We start from the raw sequence: 21,473 nt of genomic DNA, 5'->3' as shown, positions 1-21,473 counted from the left end.
CATCCCGCTCGTGACAGCGCACTGCGCCACACTGACGGATTCGCCTGTAGCTCCGCTCGGAAACGAGGCCCGCGATGAAGCATGAGATTCAGACGAAGACGGGGCGCCTGCCGTTCACCCAGATCCTGAGAGCCATCGACACGGCCGTCGCGGCCGTCATCCAGAGGAGCCGGGGCGTCACCGACAGCCATCGCTTCGTGGACGTCGCGCTGAAAATCAAGGTCCACGATACGAACCTCAGCCGGAGGACGCCGCCGGGGAACACGACGATCCCGAAGCTGATCATCCAGAAGCCCTCGGCGTGGCCGGCGCTCAATCCCAACTTCGCGGTACGCGGCAACAACGGCTCGGAGCTGCTGTTGCCCTGCGCGGTGTCGCTCCTTGACCCCGACTCGCACGATGCGCTCTTCAGCTATTCCAACTTCCCGGCGTCCGTGCCGCGCACATGGTCCGAGCGCGTCTATTATTATGAGAACCAGGACGATCTGAACTATGGCGAAATCCACTCGAGCTTCGCCCGGCTCCTCAAGGCAGGGTACGAGGAATCCCAGCTCGCTGAGGACATGCTCGCCATCCTGAGCGGAACGAAGCCTGACACCGAATACAAGCCGGGGGAACTGGCATTCCTCACGGGCACCGTGGCGCTGATGTTTGGCATGGAGGCCTCGCGCTTTCCCTCGGCCCTGCTGATCAACCTGTTGCTGCTCGACCTCATCCAGCACGGCAAGCGCTACGGGAGGACGGGGACGAAGGGCTTCTCCTTCACCACTGCGTTTCACCGCGTCACCGGGTCCGGAGAAGCGCTGCACTGGGACAACGGAAAGCCAAGCACGCGCCTCACGGACACGGTCGAGCACTACTGGTACGGAGGAAAATATCCCTACGCGGTCCACGGCACCGGCTCCGGAAACATGTCCATGCGCGAGCAGATGGCCCAAGGCACGGAGGGCGAGCGGTACAGGTTGAACTTCCTCACCCTGCCCCAGCGGCATGCGGTGCCACGCCGCGAGGTCGCGCTCGTCATCCATTGGGTCGAGTCCAACCTGTCGGACGAGCAACTCGGAGACCTGACGTATCGCAGCCTGTACGACCTTCTCTTCGCCCGGCTGGGTGTGGGGTACCTTGAGAGCACCGACAAGGTGTTCGACCTCCGGGAGAATCCACGGAAGGGGACCGGGACCCATCGTCCGGAGGTGAAGGACGAAGACATCAACGATGAGGTTTTCTGGTACAGCCTGGGCAAATACTACCACGTCAACCCGAGCTGCAAGCTCCTGCCAGGCTATGACAAGAGCAAAAATGACATTTTGTTCGCGAGTGAGTACGCGCTGCCAGGCTGGGCACTCGAAACGCTGGAAATCCCTCACACAAGCAACAGCCTCACCCAATACATAGCGATAAAATCCCTTTCCACAGAGGATTTGCGAAGTCGCTATATCAACCATTTCGGCAATAGCACCTGGAATAACCTTCGTCAGGATTGGTATCACGGAAAGAAGACGCTCAAGCCGAATGAGAAAGAGAATCTGACGAAGGAGGTCCAGAAGCGGGTAGATGGTCTTTCGTCGGACAGGATTGACACACATGTGGCCAACCTTCAGCGTGCCATCGACAAGTTGAAGTCGGCCGGCTCGCTGCTCATCCAGCGTGGGGTCCCCGTGAAAGGCCCCTTCGAGACGGCGGAGCTTGCCGAGAAGACCGCCTGCCTGTCGTGTGTCCCCCAGAAACACAAGGAACTGGTGGGGGCGTACCGCAAGAAGCTGGAAAAAGAGGTGACCTGAAGCCGCGAGGACGGGGTGCTAGGTTGCCCGAGCCCCCATGAACCTCCCCACGAGGCCCGTTTCCCTCCTCGCGCTGCTCGCCGCACTCAGCGCCTCCGCCCAGGTCCCCACGTCCCCGCTGGGGCCCATCTCCCCCACCACCGGGCTGGTGCTCCGGGACGACGTGGTGCGCGCCCTCATCCAGGAGAGCTCGGGCGACCGCATCCATGACGGCGTGCAGCGGCTGTCCCTCATCGCCAGGGACAGCCTGGATGGCTATGCAGAGGCAGCCGCGTGGACGAAGGCCGCCGCCGAGGCCGCGGGGCTCCAGGACGTCCACCTGGAGGCGATGAAGGACGGTCCCCAGTGGCGGGCCACGCACGGCGAGCTGTGGGTGGCCGGCCCCCACCGGTACCGGGTGACGTCCTACGCCGACCTGCCCATGTCCCTGGCGATGGGCAGTGGCAGCTTCGAGGGCAAGGACCTGGAGCTCGTCGACGTGGGCCTGGGCACCCAGGACGCCGATTACGCGGGCAAGGACGTGAAGGGCAAGGTGGTGCTCAGCAGGGGCAACCTCGGAGCCACGCTGCGCACCGCCGTGGTGAAGTTCGGCGCCGTGGGCGTGGTCTCGTCCTACTCGACGCCGCCGTGGAACGAACCCCACCGCATGGACGGCGACTTCCCGGATCAGGTGGGCTGGGCCGGCGTCCCCCGGAGCCTCATCCCGCAGGGCATGCGGGTGCCCTTCCTGTTCATGGTTTCGGACCGCCAGGGGCGCGAGCTGCGCACCCAGCTGCGGGAGGGCCCGGTGAAGGTGGACGTGAGCGTCGCCACGCAAGCGCCCACGGGGCATCTCAGCATCGTCAGCGGCGTCATCCCGGGCACCCTCAAGGGGGAGGAGATCGTCCTCACCGCCCACCTGGACCACTACAAGCCCGGGGCGGACGACAACGCCTCCGGATCCGCCACCCTGCTGGAGCTGGTGCGCACGTACACCACGCTCATCCGCCGGGGCGTGCTACCGCCGCCGGTGCGCACCCTGCGCGTGCTGTGGCTGCCGGAGTTCGAGGGCACCCGCGAGTGGTTCTCCCACCACGGCGCGGATCCAGTGCGGCGGGTGGCGCACTTCAACTTCGACATGCTCGGCGCCAGCCTGACCCGCGCCCACTCGCGCTTCCAGGTCTCCTACACGCCGGACTGGAATGGCAGCTTCGTGAACGCCGTGTCCGAGTCCACGGTGGCCTTCATGAACCGCTTCAACGGCGTGGCCTACCCGCCGAGGAAGGATTTCCGCATCGGCTCGGTCACCGGCTCGCAGGATCCGATGGACGCCCACATGGAGCGCTACAGCCGGGGCTCGGATCACCAGCTCTTCAACGACCACGGCATCCCCGGCGTCGCCTTCTCCACGTGGCCCGACGACGGCTACCACACCAGCGGCGACCGGCCGGAGAACGTGGACCCCACCCAGCTGCACCGCGCCGCCTTCGCGGCCCTGGCCTCCGTCACCGTCGCCGCGTGGGCGGAAGGCACGGGCGCCCTGGAGCTTTCGCGTCTGGTGGCGGTGCACGGCGTGAAGCGCGTGGCGGAGGACGAGTTCCGCGCCCGCCGCGACCTGGCAGCGACGCCCGCCGCGCAAGTGCCCGGCTTCGCCCGTCTGGCCCGCGCCGGGGTTCGCACCGGCTATCAGCGTGAGCGCGACGCCCTGCGCTCCTGTCTGGCATTGGGCGCGCCCGCCGAGCCAGTGAAGGTGATGGTCAAGACGCTGGAGGCCGCCGAGGCGCAGGCCCTGGCGCGCCTGGAAGCGGACGGCAAGGCGCGCGGCGTGTCCCTCAAGGAGCCCGCGGCTGGCGAAGCCGAGCGCCGGGCGCGGGCCTTCGTTCCGCGCCGGGTGAAGGGCCGGGAGCTCGCTTCATTCGACGAGCTGGAGCGCGGTGTGCCCTCCGAATCCCAAGCCCGGGCGGACACGGTGAAGGCCGCCATGACCGCCGCGGCCTCGGCGCTGCGGGAGCAGGGGGAGAGCGAGCTGCGCTTCTACCAACTGGCGGATGCGCTCGCGAGCTACGCCGACGGCAAGCGCTCCGTGGCGGACATCCGCGACGCGGCGCATGCCGAGTATGGCTATGTCTTTCCCGTGGACGCGATGCTGGAGCTGTTCGGGCTGCTGGAGCAGGGCGGCATCATGACGCGCGCACGCTGAAGCGGGGCCAGCGGCTCCACGCACTCCGAGGCCCGCTCCCGCGTCCGCTGGATGCATTCCTCCATCAGCCGTCCCAGCTCCGCCTGGGGCAACACGCCGTTGCTTGCCAGGAAGGCCTCGTCGACGCCCGGGATGCTGGGGAGCGTGGGCGTGCGCTGCGTCTCCAGCGCGTCCAAGGCCTGCCGCAGCGCCTGCTTCGCCTTGCCGCCGCCCCGCTCCAGGCAGAAGGCGATGACGTCCCAGGCCAGCTCCGCGTGCCGCTCTTCATCCTCCGCAATGACAGCCAGGGTCTCACGCACGACGGGGTCGCTGGCCCGCCTTGACGCTTCAGCGGCGACGCTGGCGGCCAGCCCTTCACCCAGACACCCATCCAGCAACGACCCGCGCACCAGCCGGGACCAGTCGTCACCCTCCCCCGGGCTGGGACGCGAGGGGCGCTCCTGGCCCAGCTCCGGAATGGTTCCCGCGCTCCAGGGCAGCCCCGAGTAGGCCCGGGCGAGCGCGAAGCACCGCCGGGCATGACGGACCTCGTCCAGCGCCGCCAGGTGACACGCCTCCAGCAGCTCCGAGGGCGCGCCCAGGGCGGAGAGCTTGAGCGACAGCTTCGCGAACGCCGGAACCGACGCGTGCTCCATGCCAGCGGAATACATCCACGCCTCCCCCAGCACGGTCCGCTGCCAGGGCGTGAGCCCTTCGAGCCGGGGAGTGGCGCCGTCCGCCCAGCCGTCCCCCAGGGCCCGGCGCGCCACGCGAGCACGCCCCTTGAGACGCAGCACGCGCCCCTTCGAGAAGTTCATGTGACTGATGGCGCTGTAGGCCCAGTACACGAGCCCCATCGTCGTCGCGCCCAGGAGCGTCAGGAGGCCTCCTCGGGAACCGGAGCCCTTCACCATGACGACGATCCCCGACACGAAGAGCATGGGTCCCAGGAGGACGATGAACAACACCAGCATCACGAAGAGCTCCACCTTGCCCGACCCTTTCGAACGACCGTGGGTGGGCATGCAGCAACCGATGTGCCAGCGCATGCCGCCGTCTCTCGTGGAAAGGACGGCCGTCCGGGTGTGCAAGACGCGGCGCGCAAGGGCTGCGCATCTGTGCATCGCGCTGCACGGTGAACCTGGCTTGCGTGGTACGTGGGGCCGTATGCGAATCCGAAACCTTCCGAAGCTCCTGACGGCCCTGCTGATGCTGAGCGTCCTGGGCTGCAGCTCCGAGAATGACGTCCCCAACGAAACGCCTGACGCCGGTCAGGTCCAGGGGCGCGAGGAGCCCAAGCTCGCGGCGGAATGCAGGGAGACGCCGGAAATCTGCCCGGCGGGCCTGCAATGCGTCCTGGAGCTGGGGTGCATCGTCACCTCCTGTCCGAAGGCGGGCCCCGGGGCCGCCTCCGGCTGTCCGGAGAACGGCTTCTGCTACACCATCGACAGCAACACCCAGGGCTACTGCACGCGCCTCTGTGAGACGGACGCGGACTGCACGGCGGTGAACCCGGCGCTCATCTGCCGGGAGCGCTCCTCCACGGAAGCCTTCGGCAAGAAGATCTGCATCACGCCGAACTGATCAAAGGCCGCGGCGGGCCCGCCGCGGCCTTAGCGCACGAACCAGTTCTGGGCGTTCGTGGAGTTGCACTGCCAGGTTTGGATCCGGGTGCCGGGGGCCGTGTCGGCATTGAAGACGTCCAGGCAGAGGTTGGACGCCAGAGCGCTCCGCACCGTGGCGCCGACCATCGTCCATCGCTGGGCGGTCGTGCCATTGCATTCCCAGATCTGGACACCGGTGCCCTGCGCTGGATTTCCGCCGGAGACGTCCAGGCAGAGATTGGGCGACAGGTTGCTTCGCAGCTCTCCCTGCGGGGTCAGGCGCCACTGCTGCGCGGCGGTTCCGTTGCACTCCCAGAGCTGGACGGGCGTTCCTTGAGTGGCGCTGCCTCCGGTCACGTCCAGGCAGCGATTGGAGGCCAGCCCACTGACCAGGGCGGGGGCGGAGACCGTGTACATCGCGGACAGCGCGGTGAGGTCGCTGGAGGTGAACTCGCCCGACTCCACCGAGCGGAAGCAGGAGTTCATGATCGAGCTGCCGACGGTGGCCGTGGTCGGCGTGCCCGGGATGTGGATCGCGCCGACGCCAGCGTCACCCTCGTTGCCGCCGGAGCCGCAGCTGATGGTGCGGTTGTAATAGTCCGAGTGGCGGAAGCCGATGGTATGGCCAATCTCATGCGTGATGACGTGCTCGATGACGTCCACGCCGTACTGGCTGAGCAGGCCGCCGATGGTGACCTGACCGAACGGATTGCCGTTCGCCGGGAACCCGGCCACGCCGCCGTTCATGTTCGGGTCGATGACCGCATTGATGGTGAAGCTGCAGCCGGTGCTCGGCGCGCGCGCCATGGCGAAGGAGAGCGGCAGCTCGTCGTAGTTCTGGATGGCGAGGTCCAGCGCCGTGCTGAACACGCCGGTGAACGCCGGGCCGTTGACGCAGATCTTCGTCAGGGAGGCGCTGACGAGGTTGGTCGTGCGGTACTGCTCATCGGTGGTCGCGCCCACCGCGAGCATCTCGCGCGACGCGGCCAGGGACACCTCGGCGTCCCGCCCGGCGTAGACCTTCCCGTCGACGACCAGGATGTCGCTGGACGGGAACCCGGCATTGACCAGGTTGGCAACGATCTCCTGCGTCTCGTCGGGCGGCTCGCCGCAACCGAACCCCAGCGCAATGCATCCTGCGAGGACGACACTTCTTGAAAACATGGAGGCTCCTGGGTGATGGACCAGCGTTCGAGGTGCCCTGCACCATAGGGGACCGGCAGCCCACTCCAAGTAAAAACTGCCTAACCGGCAATACTAGATAATTCAACCTTTCGAATTCCAGGTGCGCTCCATGCGTCGTCCGCGACTCGCAGCCCTTGCCCTGCTTCCGCTCGCCTCCGCCTGCTCCTCCCCTGAGTGCACGGATACGGGTGACTGCGCGTCCCGGGGGCCCGACATCGTCTGCGTTGACGAACGCTGCGTTCAGGCCTCTCCGCCAGATGCTGGGACAAGGGACGCAGGGCCGGATGACTCGGGCGTGGACGCCGGCACTTCCGACGCGGGTTCGGTGGATGCGGGCTCCCAGGATGGCGGCGGGTCCATTCCGGAAGCTTCGCTCCGCATCACCGAGATCAACCCGGACGCTCCGCAGGACCTCATCGAACTGGTGGCCGCCACCGGCGGAACGCTGACCGGTATCTCCCTCCAGGAGCTCACCAACTCCGATTTCGCCTTCACCTTCCCCCAGGGCTACACGGTGGAGACAGGCGGCGTGCTGGTGCTTCACCTGGGCGGCTCCTGCACCGATGCCCCCGGCAACCCGGCCTCCTGTGGGCAGGTCCCGCCCTTCAGCGCCAGTGCCTGGGACTTCAGCATGCCCGGCTCGCTGAGCTACTCCGGCAAGGTGTTCGAACTGCTGTCGGCCAAGGGCGCCCCTGTCGATGGCGTTCCCTTCGTCCGAGCCTCCGGGGAGATGCCCTCCAGCGTCGTCACCGCCGTCCAGCGTCTGCAGGCGGACCGCGTCTGGGATGCCACCCCCTGCGTCCACGACATGACCACGGGTTTCGCCAAAGACCGCTTCTGCCGCAACATCGCCGTGAACTGGTCCGACCTCGACGCGACCTCCAGCGTCATGCGCATCAGTGGCACCTCGCCGCTGACGACTCCGGGAACCGCGACGCAATGGAGTGGCCCCCTCCCTTCGCGCTGGGGCGTCTACTAAGGCGTCCGGCAACGTCTTGTGACGGGCAGTGTCTCCCGTTGTGTCGCGGGGAGCGGCTGTATTACCGGGTGAGCGCCGCCCCAGGCCGGAATCACCCGGTGATACATGAAAAGGCCGGAGAGGTTTGAAGCAACCCGAGTACGCGGGCTACCCTGCGAGGGCCGTCAAAAAGGAGGCGGCCCCCCCATGATGACCCCTGACATGATCATCCGTGCCTGGAAGGACTCGTCGTACCGCGCGAGCCTCACCGCCGAGCAGCGCGCGCAGCTGCCCGCGAACCCCTCGGGCGTGACGGTGAACGAGCTGAGCGAGAGCGAGCTGCGCTCCGTCGTCGGTGGCAAGATTGACATCGGCTTTACCGCCACCAACTCCTGCGAATACATCTGCACCAACCTGACGTTCGTGTGCTGATGGACCGGTGACGGGCGGCGCTCCCACGGGGAGTCGTCCCGTTTCACCCGAGGCGCGGGGGCCCTGGCCCTCGCGCCTGTTTTCTTCCAGGTTCCAGGTCAGCGGGACGTACAGGGCGCACATGCGAGAGGGCTCGAAGATGGGTGCGTGGGAACGGGCGGCCTTCCTCCATGAGCGGGAGGCGGCGGGAGAGGACCCTTCCGCCCCGGCGCTCCAGCAGGCCGGGACGCGCCTCCAGGAGTGGCGGCAGAGCACCCTGGGGGATGAAGCCTCCTTCGACGAGCGGCTGCGCGGCGTGGGCCTGGATGCGGCGTCCTTCGTGCGCAGGCTCGCCGGAGGCACCGCGCGGCCGGAGGCCCTGACGTGGGTGCCGCTCCTGGAGGAGGTGCTGGCGGATCGCGCGGCCGGCGTCGTCCTGCCACCCCCCATGGACCTGGGCCCGCGGATGCGCGTGCCGGCCCTGACCCGCCGGTTCCTCCAGCTGGGGCTGCGGCAGCTGCGAGCCGGAGTGGAGGCGCTGGCCGCCCGGACGGGATGCGCCCCGGACGCGTTGCTGGACGCGCGGGCCGAGGCCTGGCTCCTGGACGCGCTGGAGCAGCGGCTGATGCAGGCCGCGACCCGGTCCCTGGTGCTGGAGCTCAACGTGGCCCGGCTGCGCAACGAACTGGAGGGCGAGACGCCCCAGGCGCGCTTCGAGCACTTCGCCCTGCGCCACCTGGAGGCCCCGGGCCGGCTCGCCGCGCTCCTGGAGGAGTACCCCGTGCTGGCGCGGCTGCTGGTGACGGCCCTGGAGCGCTGGGTCCGGACGTCCCTGGAGCTGCTGACGCACCTGGCGGAGGACCGGGAGGCCCTGGTGGCCATGCTCGGCGCGGGGGTGGATCCGGGGCCGCTCCAGGAGGCGCGCATCGGGGCCGGTGACCTGCACCGGGAGGGCCGCAGCGTGGCGCTCCTGACCTTCCGCTCCGGTCTGCGGGTCGTCTACAAGCCGCGGTCGCTGGAGGTCGAGGCGCGCTACCAGGACCTGCTGGAGGAGCTGGAACGCTGGGGGCTGCGTCATCCGCACCGCCGGCTGAAGGTGCTGACGCGCCAGACGCATGGTTGGGTCGAGTACGTCGAGACCGGCGGGTGCGACGACCGCGACGCCGTGGCGCGCTTCTACTGGCGGCAGGGCAGCCACCTGGCGCTGCTGTACCTGCTGCGCGGGGTGGACCTGCACTCTGGCAACCTCCTCGCCGCCGGGGAGTTCCCCGTCCTGGTGGACCTGGAGGGGCTCTTCCACCAGCTGCCCGCCCCGCTCGCGGACGACACGGCGGTGTCCCGGGCCGCGCGCCAGCTGGAGCGGTCCGTGCTCAGCAGCGGCCTCTTGCCCACGCTCATGTTCGGCGCGGACGGCCGGGCCGGGGTGGACCTGAGCGGCCTGGGCGGCGAGGCCGGCCAGCTCTTCCCCCACGCCGCGCCCGCGCTGGAAGACCGCGCCCGCGACACCCTGCACATCGTCCGCCGGCAGCCGTCCACGGCGGGGGCCCTCAACCGCCCGCTGCTCCACGGACAGCCCGTGGACGTCACGGCGTTCGCGGTGTGCATCGAGGAGGGCTTCCAGGAGACCCATGCGCTCCTGGTCCGGCATCGCGAGGCGGTGGCGCGAACGCTCCAGGGGTTCCGGGACGTGGAGGTGCGCCACATCGCCCGGGCGACGATGCGCTACGGCTTCCTCCTCCAGGAGGGCCACCACCCGGACTTCCTGCGCGACGGACTCGAACGGGACCAGCTGCTCGACAAGCTGTGGGCGGAGGTCGAGGTGCGCCCCGCGCTGGCGCGGCTGATACCCTCCGAGCACGAGGACCTCCGGCTGGGGGACGTGCCCGTCTTCACCGCCCGGCCCGGCGCCCGCCACGTCTGGGACAGCCAGGGGCGCTGCATCCCGGATCACCTGCCCCGCCCCGCCCTGGAGGGTTCGCTTCAGCTCCTGGAGGCCATGGGCCCCGAGGACTGCGCCGGGCAGGTGGCGCTCATCCGCCAGTCGCTGGTGACGCTCGAGCGGCAGCAGGAGCCGGCACCCCGTGCGTCGGGGCCGGCGGCTGTGGACGCCCTGCCCCCTCCCGCCACGCCCGAGGCGTGCCTGGCCGGCGCGGTCCAGCTGGGCGAGCTGCTGGCGGCCCGCGCGATTCATGGAGCCCGGGACGTCACCTGGATTGGCGTGAGCCTCCAGGACCTGGAGCGCCGCCGCTGGGGGCTCTCTCCCTTGCGCACGGACCTCTTCGACGGTGTGGGGGGCCTGGCGCTCTTCTTCGGCTACCTGGCGGCGGTGACGGGCCGGGAGGACTTCGCGGCGCTGGCGCGCAAGGCAGCGGTGCCGGTGCGCGAGCAGTGGCGCGCGCCCGAGTCCCAGGATTCGCTCGGCGTGGGGGCGCTCTCGGGGCGCGCGTCGCACGTCTACGTCCTGAGTCATCTGGCCGTGGCGTTGGGTGACACCGCGCTGCTGGACGAGGTCCACGCGGGCCTGGACTCGATGGAGACGAAGATTGACGCGGACACGTCGCTGGACCTGATCGCAGGCGTCGCGGGGTGCGCGTTGGTGCTGACGCGGCTCCACCAGCAGACCGGCAGCGCGGAGGCGCTCCGGCTGGCGCGCCGGTGCGGAGAGCGGATGCTCCAGACGGCGAGCGACTCCGAGCACGGGGGCCGCGCCTGGGTGGTGCCCGCGGCCGGTCGAACGCTCACGGGGATGGCCCACGGCGCGGCCGGGTTCATCTGGGCCCTGCTGGAGCTGGCCACGCTCACCGGCGACGAGCGCTACCGCGAAGCCGCGAACCAGGGGCTGGCCTTCGAGCGGGCCCTGTTCGTCCCGGAGCGCGGCAACTGGAAGGACCTGCGCACGTCGAAGGAAGGCGAGCCGATGGTGCCCGGCGGCTTCATGACGGCCTGGTGCAACGGGGCCGCGGGAGGCGTCCTGGCCCGGCTGCTGTCGCTGCGTCACCAGGACGATGCGCGGCTGCGCGAAGAGATCCACGCGGGGCTCGCCACCGTGCAGCGGGAGGGCTTCGGCGTCAGCCACTGCCTGTGCCACGGCGACGTGGGCAACCTGGAGGTCCTGCACCTGGCAGGCGAGGTGCTGGGGAACGAAACCTGGAAGCAGGCCGCGCGCTCGCGGGCCGCGAGGGTGCTGGCGCAGGGCCAGGACGGGGCATGGCGCTGCGGCCTGCCCAGGTTCACCGAGGCGCCAGGATTGATGCTGGGGCTGTCCGGCATCGGGATGGGGCTCTTGCGTCTGGCCGCACCCGACGTCGTTCCATCCGTGCTGGCCCTGCAGTCCGCGCGCTCCCGCGCTTGAAGCCCCCTGCTCTCTCGGCAAGCAGGGGCCAGGCCACGCGGGTGAGACACCTCCAGTGGGCGCGGCAGGTCGTGTTCCATCCCCTTCAAGGGTGACATCCTCCAGGACCTGCGGTGCGCGACACGGGTCTGGTGGACTTCAGCCCAGGACAAGGACGGCACATGGTCTGGCACGTGGAAGTGGATCCCAAGAGCGGCAACGTCCGGATCCAATACGACCTGGAATGGCTGCTTGCGGTCATGAACGTGTCCGCCACCTCGATGGTGCCGTTCACGCTCTTCTCGGTGGGGAAGGCGAAGAGCCGGGCATTCCCGTCGCGCTCCTACCCACGCTCGGCCACCCCCGGGTTCATCCTGGGCCCGAAGGGGACCATCGATACCGCCTCGCGCGCGGGTGGCCGCCACCATGTCGACGGGCGCCGCGTGTTCGAGCTCTGCGAGCTCTTCACGGCAGGGACCCGGGAGCTCCCGATTCCGCTCAGCGACATCGCGATCCTGTCCAAGCGGGCGGTCTGCGTGGAGGTGGTCCGCAACTTCAAGGGCAAGAACTTCCAGGTCAGCGGCGGGGCCCCGCACAGGGACAGCCGGACGCCAGAGTGGCGGATCCACGGCTACCCGATGCTCTGCATCATCGGAGGGCCGAGCAAGGTCTTTCCGAAGGACCAGGGAGAATGGCGGGCCGTCCAGTGTGTCTTTGGCGCGGTGCTCACCCAACTGATTCGCGCCAGGGGAATTGGCATCGAGGTCGTCTCGCGGGAAGGGTTTGGCTCGGTGTTCCCGACGCTCGCCGACCTCCCCGACGGAATCCGGCTCGACCCGGGGCTGCTGCCGCCCCGCGCGGGAGCGGAAGCGATCGTCGCGGCGCTCACGCTCACCGATCAGTTCATCACCGAGATGCGGGCGCAGAAGAAGGTGGATCGTTCAATCGCCGCCTTGAATGGCTACACCGACGCAGCCCTCGCGGGCGTCGACCGCCTGATGTCTGTGTTGCTGGACCACGCCTTGAAGAACCCCAAGAGCAACGCCGGCACCTATGCGGCGGTCGTGGCGAGGCATGCCGGCCACGCGGCCGAATGCGCGCCGCTGCTTGTCAATGCCACCGTGGACTACGTCCTCAACGACGCGCTGCCCATCGCCAGGGGTCCCAAGAAGAAGCTCCGCCCCGAGCCCGAGGACGAGTCCGGTTATGGGTCTGAGTCCGACTACGAGGACGACGACGAACCGTCGCCCAAGAAGCGAGACAAGAGCGACGGTGACGAGGAGGTCATGGGAAGCGGAGGACTCACCGTCAAGAAGCTCTCCGTGCTCTCCGGCATGGCCGCGCTCCGGATGGCCTCGTTCTACGGGATGTATTATTCGAAGGCCTTGTTCACCGGCAAGGGGAGCCTGAAAGACAGCGAAGTGGCAGGCACGCAATTGCTCAGCGCCTGGGCTCCGTACTTCGAGCTCGACCACGACACGATCTATCAGGGCCTGACCTCGCAGGCTGGCGTGCGGATGCTGGTCATGGACGGCGCGCCGAACCCCATCAACATCCCCGCCGAGCCCATTGGGAATCACCAGCAACTGGGCGCCATCGTCATCGACACGACCAACAACACGTCGAGCGAGAAGGCCGAATACCTGGCCTTCTTCCGGGACCTCCTGGTGCGCCCCGCGAGGCCCAGGAGCGCCGGCGGATTGCTGTTCATGGTCGACAGCGCGAGCAAGCACCCGACGGGTGGAGACCTGGTCCACGGGGTCATGCGGGTCTGCGGGACCCGCGCGTCGGTCAACGCGTTCTTCAACAATTTTCTCAAGCCCCACCTTGCCATCATGGACAAGACGACCAGTGCTTACGGTCTGACGGTGCTGACAGCGGATGAGACGCTTGCGCGCCGCGAGATGCTCACGCACCGGCTGGTCATGCGAAACGCGGACCTCTTCAGGACCGGCGGCGCGTCCGAATCTGGAGGCACCGGGCTTGGCGGCTCCAAACCCGACAGCGTGGAACTCGGAGGCTCCAAACCGGGTGTCTCCGAGGATGCGCCGGCGCCACCGCGTCAAGGCACGAGCCTCCCGCTGGTGGCCCTGCGGAACATGGGCAGGGTGAGGCGGGTCCCGATCCGCGCCCTTCCAGGGATGGCCCCCGTCGAGGTGCCAAAGAAGAAGGGAGTCCCGTCAGGCGGCGCGGAAGCGCGGACGGAGCCGAGCGAAAAGCCAGACGTGGAGTCGAAGGCGAAACAATTCAAGTCGCTGGGGTCTTTCGAGGCCCCGCCGCAGGATCCCCCGAATCTTGAGGCCGCCGGGTACTATTACGAGGAGGACGACATCTACAACCTCCAGCGCTACCTGCTCAGGAACCAGGCGAACGTCGCGGTGCTCCCGGGGGTCAGCAGGCCGCAGTGGCTGCAGATGACCCGCGCCGCGTACACCACCGGCTATCAGCCGGCCATCACCGCGAATACAGACATCATCATCCAGCCGCTCAACCGGGGCGGCAATCACTGGGCCCTCCTCTACATCACGCTGGGAGCGCCCGAGCCGCACGGGGGCCGCCGCGCGAGGTTGCTGTATCTCGACCCGCTTCACCCCAACGACGTCCCCGTCGATGACCTCCAGCTCTTGCAGCTGCCGTTCCCCGGGATCGAGATCGAACACTGCCTGCTCCAATATCAAGATGACAACGATGGCCCCCGGCTGACCGGCCAGGACAGCTGCGGGGCCTGGGCGGTCCATCTGGCGGTGCATCTGGCGACCCACAACCACGTCCTGCCGCCCACCGACGCGAACCGCAGGAACGCCGCGCTGCGGCTGCGCCAGGATCACAACGGCGACATCGCGGCAGCGCGGGCCCTGGACCTGCCCGTCGCCCCCGTGGACCGTCGGCTGCACGTGGCTGAACCGCATGGAGGGCCCGTCTTGAGGCGTCGCGCCAGCTTCGGGAGCCTGCGGACCTCGTCAGCGGCGGAGTTCCGGGACGACTCGGGAAGGAAGAAGCCCCCCAGCTTCGAGCACTGATGGTGTTCCTTGGCCAGCGGCTGGACGTCTGGAGAACGACTTGTCTGGTGCGCTGGCAAAGAATGGGCGCTTCATCAAGGATGTGGCGGTCCCATCGAACGGAGATGCACATTGCGCACCCTGCTCAAGTCCCTGCTGGCCTCCGCCGCCGTCCTCGTCCTGGCCCCCACCACCGCCTCCGCGGGCCCATTGCGGTGCATTCTTGTCTGTGGTTATGAGACCCATTGCAGTGAGCCCTGCCGCACCGGCAATGGCACCGACACCACCTGTGGCGAGTATGGCTGGTGTGGTGGCGACAGCCAGGTCCGCGTGACGCCCTCGGAGTCCAAGGAGCCCGCCCTGGTTTGCAGTGAGGAACAGCAGGCCCCGGAGTCCACCGTCTCCGCCGAGAGCTGAGACGCTGCTGAGCGGAACGGGCATGCGAGGGGTTGATGTAATCTCTCACATGCCTCCAGCCGCACGCGCAGGACTCGCGCGTGCGGCTCTTCTGCAGCAACCTGGCGATCATCGCGAAATGCCGAGGCAAATCAAAGAAGAGGCTTCGCCACCATGAAAAGGCGCTGCGGCTCTTTGATGGCTTTCAAGCCACCGCGCGACCTGTCTTTCTGGAGTGACACGGGGCTCACCAGGGATGCGCAGCCGCATCCCAACATCACCACCTCCGTCCACCGAGCATCGTCCGCACCGAACTCGCCAGAGCGCACCGAAGGTCAGGTACGAATCCACCAAGCTCTCAAAAAAGCGGGATGGGCATCAATACAGTGGCTCCCCTGACCAGGCTGAGCGTGCCTGCGTTCAACGAGGGGAGCCCTCGCCATGCGTCAGGATGGAGGCTTCGTCCAGGCTCTGGGCGCGTAGGACGGTGGACACCGGTATGCCCTCCATCGCGCCGCCTTCTTCGCCCGACGCAGCCGCGTCAGGGCGTGGTCCGTGACGTGGACGGCATTGCGCTCCCCTGGCATGCAGCACTGCAGGATTGAATTTCAAGCAAAGCAAGTCTAAACGGCTGCACATGCACAGTCGGAACACCCGATTCTCGGTCATGCTCGTGGCGGCACTCGCGCTGGTGAGCGCGGGCTGCGGTGGCGGTGCCCATGCCCGGGCGAGCGCCGCTGAGCCCAGCGCCACCGCAGTGTACCTGGCCCAGGCGCAGTGCGGCCCCCAAGACTCTACGGTGAGCTGCTGCGTGAAGACGCACCCGGGCAACCCAGCGCGCTGCGGTGCCACGGACTTCGAGGCAGAAGAGATCCTCTTCGCCGCCAGGGTCGCCAAGGAGTTGGCCCGGGAGGACCTGCCGGAGTGGAAGCGCTACTGCATGAACGAGTACGAGAAGTGCCAGAATCAGGACTGGATAGGCCCCTGCTACGACTGCTTCCGCCTCTGTGAGGGGCAGCAGGGGGAGTGGCCGCACGACCGATGCTTCCGGCAAAGGAAGGGACGGTAGCGGCATGAGCCAGGACATCAACTGGGACGAGGTGCGTGCGCTCGCCGCGCGTATCGAGGCCGGCGAAGTACTAGCCCTCACCCCCGACGTGCGCGAGTTGCTGCTGCGGACTGCGCGTGAGGTGGCCATCCCCGAGCCGGATGCGCAGGCCGCCGTCCAGGATGTGGCTGGCGCGACCACGCTTCTACGGGAGGCCCGCGCGCGGATCCGCGAGGGCTCCATGCGACTGGCGCGCACGCGGATGCAGGCCGGCGACCTCGCGAAGGCTGGCGACAAAGCAGGGGCCCGGAAACTGCTGGAGAACCTGCTCGCGGTGGAGGTCGTGCCTCTCTATCGCGAGCAGGCGGCGATAGAACTGGAGGACCTGGAGTGACGGGTGCTCGCACACATCGAGAGCACAGCACCAGCCACCGCTTCCCGCGCTCATCGCATAGCGCTGCGCGGTCTGCAGCGCCGGGCCGCCAGCACCACAGAAGCCACGGCACTACCGCTTAGAAGTCATCGGGGATGTAGCAAAGGCACCGGCCTTGATCGCAGATACCACCAAGGAGGCCTTGCGCCAAGCAACTACGATTGCACTCGTCGGGGCGGCACAGGGCCGCCGATGGGACCGGGGATGCAAACATCAGCGTGGCCCCGAACGAGATGACAGCACCAGCAGCGACAGCAAGCAACGTCACTCCGACATTCTTGGCGGCGCGGTTCATCATTGCCTCCCAGGTGGACCGATAGCGCCTCGCATCTCATCAGGAGGTGCGGTGCGGACGCCAGACATCAGGCCCATCACTGTCGTTTTCGACCGAGGAGTGCGGATTACTGGCGGCCTCCCTCTGTCAGCATTCACGCACACCGCAAGCACAGCGTAAACTGAGCTTGCCCCGGCTCCATGGCTCTCCCGCACTTCGTGTGGTCCCCCTCGGGGGAGTAGGCAGACGCGGCAAGCTGCCTGCGGGGCGAATACACCCTGGGAATGGAAACGCTGTACTCACTTCCTGGCTGTCGGGTGGAGCGGGTAACCCACGGTTGTTCGGCGGAGGTCGTCCTCGTGGGCCGCATCGAGGGCACCGGCGCCCGATGTCCCGCCTGCCAGATGCCCAGTTCCTCAGTGCATGGCAGCTACGTCCGACGCCCAGCGGACCTGCCCTGCGCAGGACACGCCGTGCAGCTCGAGCTGCGCGTGCGTCGCTTCTGCTGTCGAAACCCGGAGTGCTCTCGCCGCACGTTCGCGGAGCGTCCGGTGCGCCTGCTGTCCTCTCGGGCTCGGAGGACACGACGGCTCGCCGCCGCACAATGCTCCGTCGGAGTCACAACGGGGGCCGAGGCTGGGGCCAGGCTCCTCAAGCCCCTGGCAATGCCCACCAGCCCCGACACTCTACTGCGGCTGATTCGCCGCGCTCCGTTACCTCTACCCAGCCCCGCTCGCGTCCTGGGCATTGATGACTGGGCGCTGCGCAAAGGGCGCACCTACGGCTCCATCCTCGTCGACCTTGAGGTGCACCGCGTTCGGGACGTGTTGCCAGACCGCTCGACTCCCACGGTGAGCGCCTGGCTGCGCCGCCATCCTGGCGTCGAAGTCATCGCCAGGGACCGGTCGACCGAATATGCACGAGCGGTCGCGCTGGGCGCTCCGGACGCCCAGCAGGTGGCGGACCGTTGGCACCTGCTTCTCAACGGGCGGCAGACGATTGAACGCTGGCTGACCGGCGCTCACCCTCGACTTCGCGCACTGCCAGCGGTCTCGAAGGAGGATGCTCCGCCAGCACGCCGTCACGCCAGCTTCCCGCGAGCTCACACCGAAGTTCGCGCCCGAGAGGAGAGCCGAGCCCACCGCATCGCGGCCTACGAAGCCGTACGGCGTCGCTACTTGGCTGGGGAGCCTCTGCTGAGAATCAGCCGCACACTGCGGCTGGCGCGAGGGACGGTACGCAAGTATGCCGCTGCGGAATCATTTCCCGAGCGCGCGGCGCGTGTGCCCGGTGCGAGCATTCTTGACCCCTATCTGGAGTACCTTACGCAGCGGCACGTCGCTGGCTGCGAGAATGCTTGTGCCCTCTGGCGGGAAATTCACGCCCAAGGCTTTCATGGCACCTCGCGGCAGGTCCACCGCTGGCTCCAGACACGACGGACCACTCCGTCTCGCTTCGGGCCTCGGAGATACCCTGGTGGCAACTGGTGGTCGCCGGACGCACGTCCCGACGCGCTCGCCTCGCCGAAGCAACTGGCCTGGCTGTGCACAAAGACGCCATCCGGGTTGACCTCCACGGAGGCTGCGACGTTGGCGCGCATTGAGCAGGATGAGGAAGCCGCGCGTGTTGTCGCACTGACTCGGCGCTTCTGTGAGGTCGTGCGCTCCCGGGGCGTTTCCCACGGGGCGACGCCAACGAAGTCCTGTTGGCCCTTCGAGGCATGGTTGGGCGAGGCCCGCCGGTGCGGCGTGCGCGCCGTAGAGACCTTTGCGGAGGGACTTGAGCAGGACGGGGCTGCCATCCGTGCTGCGCTGACCACGCCCTGGAGTAACGCCCAGGCGGAAGGGCAAATCACGAAGCTCAAGCTTCTCAAACGGCAGATGTACGGCCGCGCCGACTTCGACCTCTTGCGCCATCGCGTGCTGCTAACCGTCTGAGCCTACCGTCCACACGAAGTGCGGGAGAGCCACGGAACTGGGACAGGCTCAGGTTGCGCTGTTACCGGCTAACGCATTGTTCTCACACCGGGTTAGTCCCTCGCTCCGTCCCGTCCCGTCTCGTTCAATTCCCCGATGGAGGGGCATACTGGGGGCACATGCGCCCCAACTCTAGGGGCACGATCAGAATCGGAGGCAGCAATGGGCGGTGACCACCAAGACGAGTCTTCTACAGCATAAGCGCCCGTCCTCACTCACCTGCTGCTCTCCACAGCCCCGCCCATGAATCAGGCCTGCTATATGCCCGCATCGTCCTCATGTCTGTTTATGACATCCTGTACCTGTAAATCTCAGTTCCTTTTTTTATGCGGCGACTCAGCTTCAAGCCAATTTCCTGATCGGCGGCTAGTTGTATTTTCTCATGCACCACCTTCCCTGTGTGGATAGCATCGATATTGACAGTACAGCAGGTTTGCTTCCCCACGGCCACGACGCTATCGCCGATCGCAATGACAACAGGCTTCATTTTAGAGCCAACGATAGTGTCTTTGAAGTTGTGGATAACAGTGCCGATTGATTCAAGTTGACCCAACTCAATTTGACGTCTAACGACTTGTTTTGAAACAAGTTCCGCAAGCGCCTTCCCAAGAGCTACGACAAAATCGGCAGCAGACAAAAGATCGCTCAGGGCGACGATGTTATCGACGCTGCTGTGCGCTGCTTCATTGCGATATTCTATGAAATCGCTCAACACTCTCTCGGGCGTGTCATGCTCGTCTCGAGCTTTCTCCATGAACTGGGCTATCGCTGGATGATTTTGAACCCAAGTCCAGCAGCCATCAAAGCCTAGGTATGAAAATATTTTAACAATTATCTCTGAGCGATAGTTCTGCGGGTCAATAAAAAAGGCATCCTCCAGGAGCGAGTAGCCTTGTTGCCCACTTAATCCATGGGAAAAGAGCTTAATGATCCGCTCCTCGTTGTGTTCTTTGTATGGGCCGTCTTTACCCAGCTTGAGCATTATCTGGCCGGCCCCCAGTCTATGCTGGGTCCTTACCGATGCGGGGAGCTCTTGGTAGGTGCTGTAGAGGCTGGGTAGTTTGCGCAAAAATTCAGAGGCCAGGTCGATAACGAAGTGTTCATATAGCGCATATAGACGTGTGAAGGCTGCGCAGTGATCATAGACCTGCCATGCAGCCTTGCTCGGTTGGCGGTCTCTGAGTTTTTTCCATACCGCATCCTCTCGGTGTATAGAAGCAGTTGAGGTGCTGGAGGCTTCCTGAGGAGCGTTCGCTGCTTGTGGGGAACTTGTTGAGATACCGTCCCCCGAGTAGAGAAGGGTGCGCAGGAGGTTGTGTGTCTCAAGGACGCCCTTGAGTTCTTTAACTTCCGATTCCAGACGTGCTGTTAGGCCTGAAAACATGATAGTTAGACCACCTCGGTGTCGCTTTGTGCATCGCCTTTCATCGCGCCCTGTAACATCTCATCGAAGAGCCGAATCCTGTCTTGTACGTCTTTTTTGGTATTCTTCTGTCCAGTGAAAGTCCCAGACAAGCTATTGGTTATTAAGTTTCGTGTTCTCTCAACAATCTCGGTTTTTTTCTGGAGCAGAAGGTCAGCCTGCTCAAGATGTCGGCTTATCCCAACCAAAACGGCATCTGCGTATGCAACATATGGTCGTTCCGCCAAAGTCTTCTTGGTTTTATCCCACGGATGGAACATCTGACGCCCGTAGATTTCATAAGCCAAATCAATTGTTCCACGAAAGACAGACTCCAGCACACTGACGTCTTCGTCTGTGAAGCGCCTGCTTCGCACCATGTACAGATCCAGGAAGCCAGCCATGCCTCGACGGTAGTTCTCTGCATGCCTTAGTGCGAAGAAACGGAGTACGACTTCCGCATCCTGCATTTGCCGAAAGAATCTATTTTTTGCGAGTTCTTCTGGAGGGTTCTTGTCTTCTTCCTCGCTGTATGCCGGAAGCCCCCATGCCTCACGAAACTTTGAATTTTTGGTTAAATCCAAGAGCAGCTTATTGAATTTGCCGTGATATATGCAGTTGCGAATTTCTTGATTTTCGAGTTCGACGCCGCCTGTATTCAAGCGCTCAAAAACTTGTTGTCGGAGCAAAGCCTCTTCTTCTGTTGTCTCAGCGGACTCCTTCAACAGGACAATGTATGAGATCGAGCGACGATCAATTCCTTTTCGAATCTCCGATGGGAGCTTGTCGTAGATGCGACCATTGAGTTCTGGCCATTGCTCCAGTCCCTCGAGTGTCAACTTGTTGGAGTAGAAGTCTTGGATGGCAGTGATGCGTTGTTGCCCGTCCATGACTTCATACTTCGCTAAATCCGATTCATAGACAAATAAGGGCGGGACCGGGATGTTCATGATGAAGGATTCGATAAGCTTGGACTGACGTATGGGGTCCCATCGCGGTCTTCGCTGATAAAAGGGTCGCAGTTCCATCCAATTTTGGCGTTTGAGTGCCTCTACGAAATTAGGCAACTGCTCGCGATTAGATTCAGTGACGATTCTAAGTTCTCGCTTTGAGTATTTAGCGTTGATCTCGTCGTCAGTCATCTTGCGATCAGACTCGGTGGGAATTTTAGCCCACATGGTCAGTTCAGACGGTGCGAAGTGGTTCAAGGGTCCCTCGGTGGTGATCTTGCAGCCAAACGGGAAAGCCAGTTGTTCTGGAGAAATCAAGCGAAATTCAAGGTGCGCGGCAGATTGATTCGCATCAGGACACAGTCAATTCCCGGAGCATAGCCAGAAGAAGGGTCCACTTTCGAGTAGTGCTCGATGTGCACTGGCCTTGGGCTGCAAGAACTTCCTCTTCGTCGGCCATCATGCCGCGGGCGAGAACTTGGCTGGCCCCTACGCGTGGGGCGAGGTGCTCCCACACCACTGCTTACAGCCACCGGCTTGTTCGGCCGCCTCCGCCGGTATTCCCAC

At 65.7% G+C, this 21,473-nt stretch carries 15 protein-coding genes; 11 read left to right on the top strand and 4 right to left on the bottom strand.

Features of this window, described 5'->3' with window-relative positions:
* Nucleotides 1–74: 74 nt before the first annotated feature.
* Entirely contained in the window at nt 75–1,781 is a 1,707-nt protein-coding gene (locus D7W81_RS12955) for a hypothetical protein (protein WP_244227182.1), read from the top strand.
* A 37-nt stretch (nt 1,782–1,818) separates the two neighbouring features.
* The gene (locus D7W81_RS12950; RefSeq protein WP_120555669.1) at nt 1,819–3,960 is read left to right on the top strand and encodes a M28 family peptidase; all 2,142 of its coding nucleotides are present in this window, start codon (nt 1,819–1,821) and stop codon (nt 3,958–3,960) included.
* Here D7W81_RS12950 and D7W81_RS12945 read toward each other — a convergent pair.
* A complete protein-coding gene (locus D7W81_RS12945; RefSeq protein WP_208721281.1) occupies nt 3,882–4,988 on the bottom strand; it encodes a ferritin-like domain-containing protein in 1,107 nt (368 codons plus the stop codon). The genes D7W81_RS12950 and D7W81_RS12945 overlap by 79 nt on opposite strands.
* Before the next feature lie 118 nt (nt 4,989–5,106).
* Between D7W81_RS12945 and D7W81_RS12940 the strand changes: the two genes are divergently transcribed.
* A complete protein-coding gene (locus D7W81_RS12940; RefSeq protein WP_120555668.1) occupies nt 5,107–5,523 on the top strand; it encodes a hypothetical protein in 417 nt (138 codons plus the stop codon).
* Nucleotides 5,524–5,552: 29 nt separating this feature from the next.
* Here D7W81_RS12940 and D7W81_RS12935 read toward each other — a convergent pair whose 3' ends face one another.
* On the bottom strand, nt 5,553–6,707 hold the full coding sequence (locus D7W81_RS12935; RefSeq protein ID WP_120555667.1) for a M57 family metalloprotease: 1,155 nt from the start codon (nt 6,705–6,707) through the stop codon (nt 5,553–5,555).
* Between the two features lie 316 nt (nt 6,708–7,023).
* On the opposite strand from D7W81_RS12935, the gene D7W81_RS12930 reads away from it, so the two are divergent.
* The 8 genes from D7W81_RS12930 (at nt 7,024) to D7W81_RS12890 (ending at nt 18,515) form a co-directional block, all read left to right on the top strand.
* Nucleotides 7,024–7,707, top strand: a complete 684-nt coding sequence (locus D7W81_RS12930; protein ID WP_244227181.1) for a lamin tail domain-containing protein — start codon at nt 7,024–7,026, stop codon at nt 7,705–7,707.
* Nucleotides 7,708–7,893: 186 nt separating this feature from the next.
* Nucleotides 7,894–8,118, top strand: a complete 225-nt coding sequence (locus D7W81_RS12925) for a mersacidin/lichenicidin family type 2 lantibiotic (protein ID WP_208721280.1) — start codon at nt 7,894–7,896, stop codon at nt 8,116–8,118.
* 139 nt (nt 8,119–8,257) lie between these two features.
* Nucleotides 8,258–11,449, top strand: coding sequence for a type 2 lanthipeptide synthetase LanM family protein (locus D7W81_RS12920; protein WP_244227180.1), 3,192 nt, complete (start codon nt 8,258–8,260; stop codon nt 11,447–11,449).
* Between the two features lie 161 nt (nt 11,450–11,610).
* Nucleotides 11,611–14,448, top strand: coding sequence for a C48 family peptidase (locus D7W81_RS12915; RefSeq protein WP_120555665.1), 2,838 nt, complete (start codon nt 11,611–11,613; stop codon nt 14,446–14,448).
* A 111-nt stretch (nt 14,449–14,559) separates the two neighbouring features.
* The gene (locus D7W81_RS12910; RefSeq protein ID WP_120555664.1) at nt 14,560–14,844 is read left to right on the top strand and encodes a hypothetical protein; all 285 of its coding nucleotides are present in this window, start codon (nt 14,560–14,562) and stop codon (nt 14,842–14,844) included.
* Nucleotides 14,845–15,490: 646 nt separating this feature from the next.
* On the top strand, nt 15,491–15,892 hold the full coding sequence (locus D7W81_RS12900) for a hypothetical protein (RefSeq protein ID WP_120555685.1): 402 nt from the start codon (nt 15,491–15,493) through the stop codon (nt 15,890–15,892).
* Between the two features lie 4 nt (nt 15,893–15,896).
* Nucleotides 15,897–16,265: a DUSAM domain-containing protein gene (locus tag D7W81_RS12895; protein ID WP_120555662.1), complete on the top strand. Its 369-nt coding sequence runs from the start codon at nt 15,897–15,899 to the stop codon at nt 16,263–16,265.
* A gap of 597 nt (nt 16,266–16,862) precedes the next feature.
* Nucleotides 16,863–18,515 carry an ISL3 family transposase gene (locus tag D7W81_RS12890; protein WP_120555661.1) on the top strand — a complete coding sequence of 551 codons (1,653 nt, stop codon included), beginning with the start codon at nt 16,863–16,865 and terminating at the stop codon, nt 18,513–18,515.
* 325 nt (nt 18,516–18,840) lie between these two features.
* Here the strand turns inward: D7W81_RS12890 and D7W81_RS41960 are convergent, their stop codons facing one another.
* Nucleotides 18,841–19,938, bottom strand: coding sequence for an MAE_28990/MAE_18760 family HEPN-like nuclease (locus D7W81_RS41960; RefSeq protein WP_147445460.1), 1,098 nt, complete (start codon nt 19,936–19,938; stop codon nt 18,841–18,843).
* A 5-nt stretch (nt 19,939–19,943) separates the two neighbouring features.
* Nucleotides 19,944–21,224: a DUF262 domain-containing protein gene (locus D7W81_RS12885; RefSeq protein ID WP_208721279.1), complete on the bottom strand. Its 1,281-nt coding sequence runs from the start codon at nt 21,222–21,224 to the stop codon at nt 19,944–19,946.
* Nucleotides 21,225–21,473 lie beyond the last annotated feature (249 nt).

The organism is Corallococcus aberystwythensis (assembly GCF_003612165.1).
In the GTDB taxonomy this organism is placed as follows: Bacteria; Myxococcota; Myxococcia; order Myxococcales; family Myxococcaceae; genus Corallococcus; species Corallococcus aberystwythensis.
Note: the sequence above shows the minus strand (reverse complement) of the source record. Positions and strands in the feature narration are given on the sequence as shown.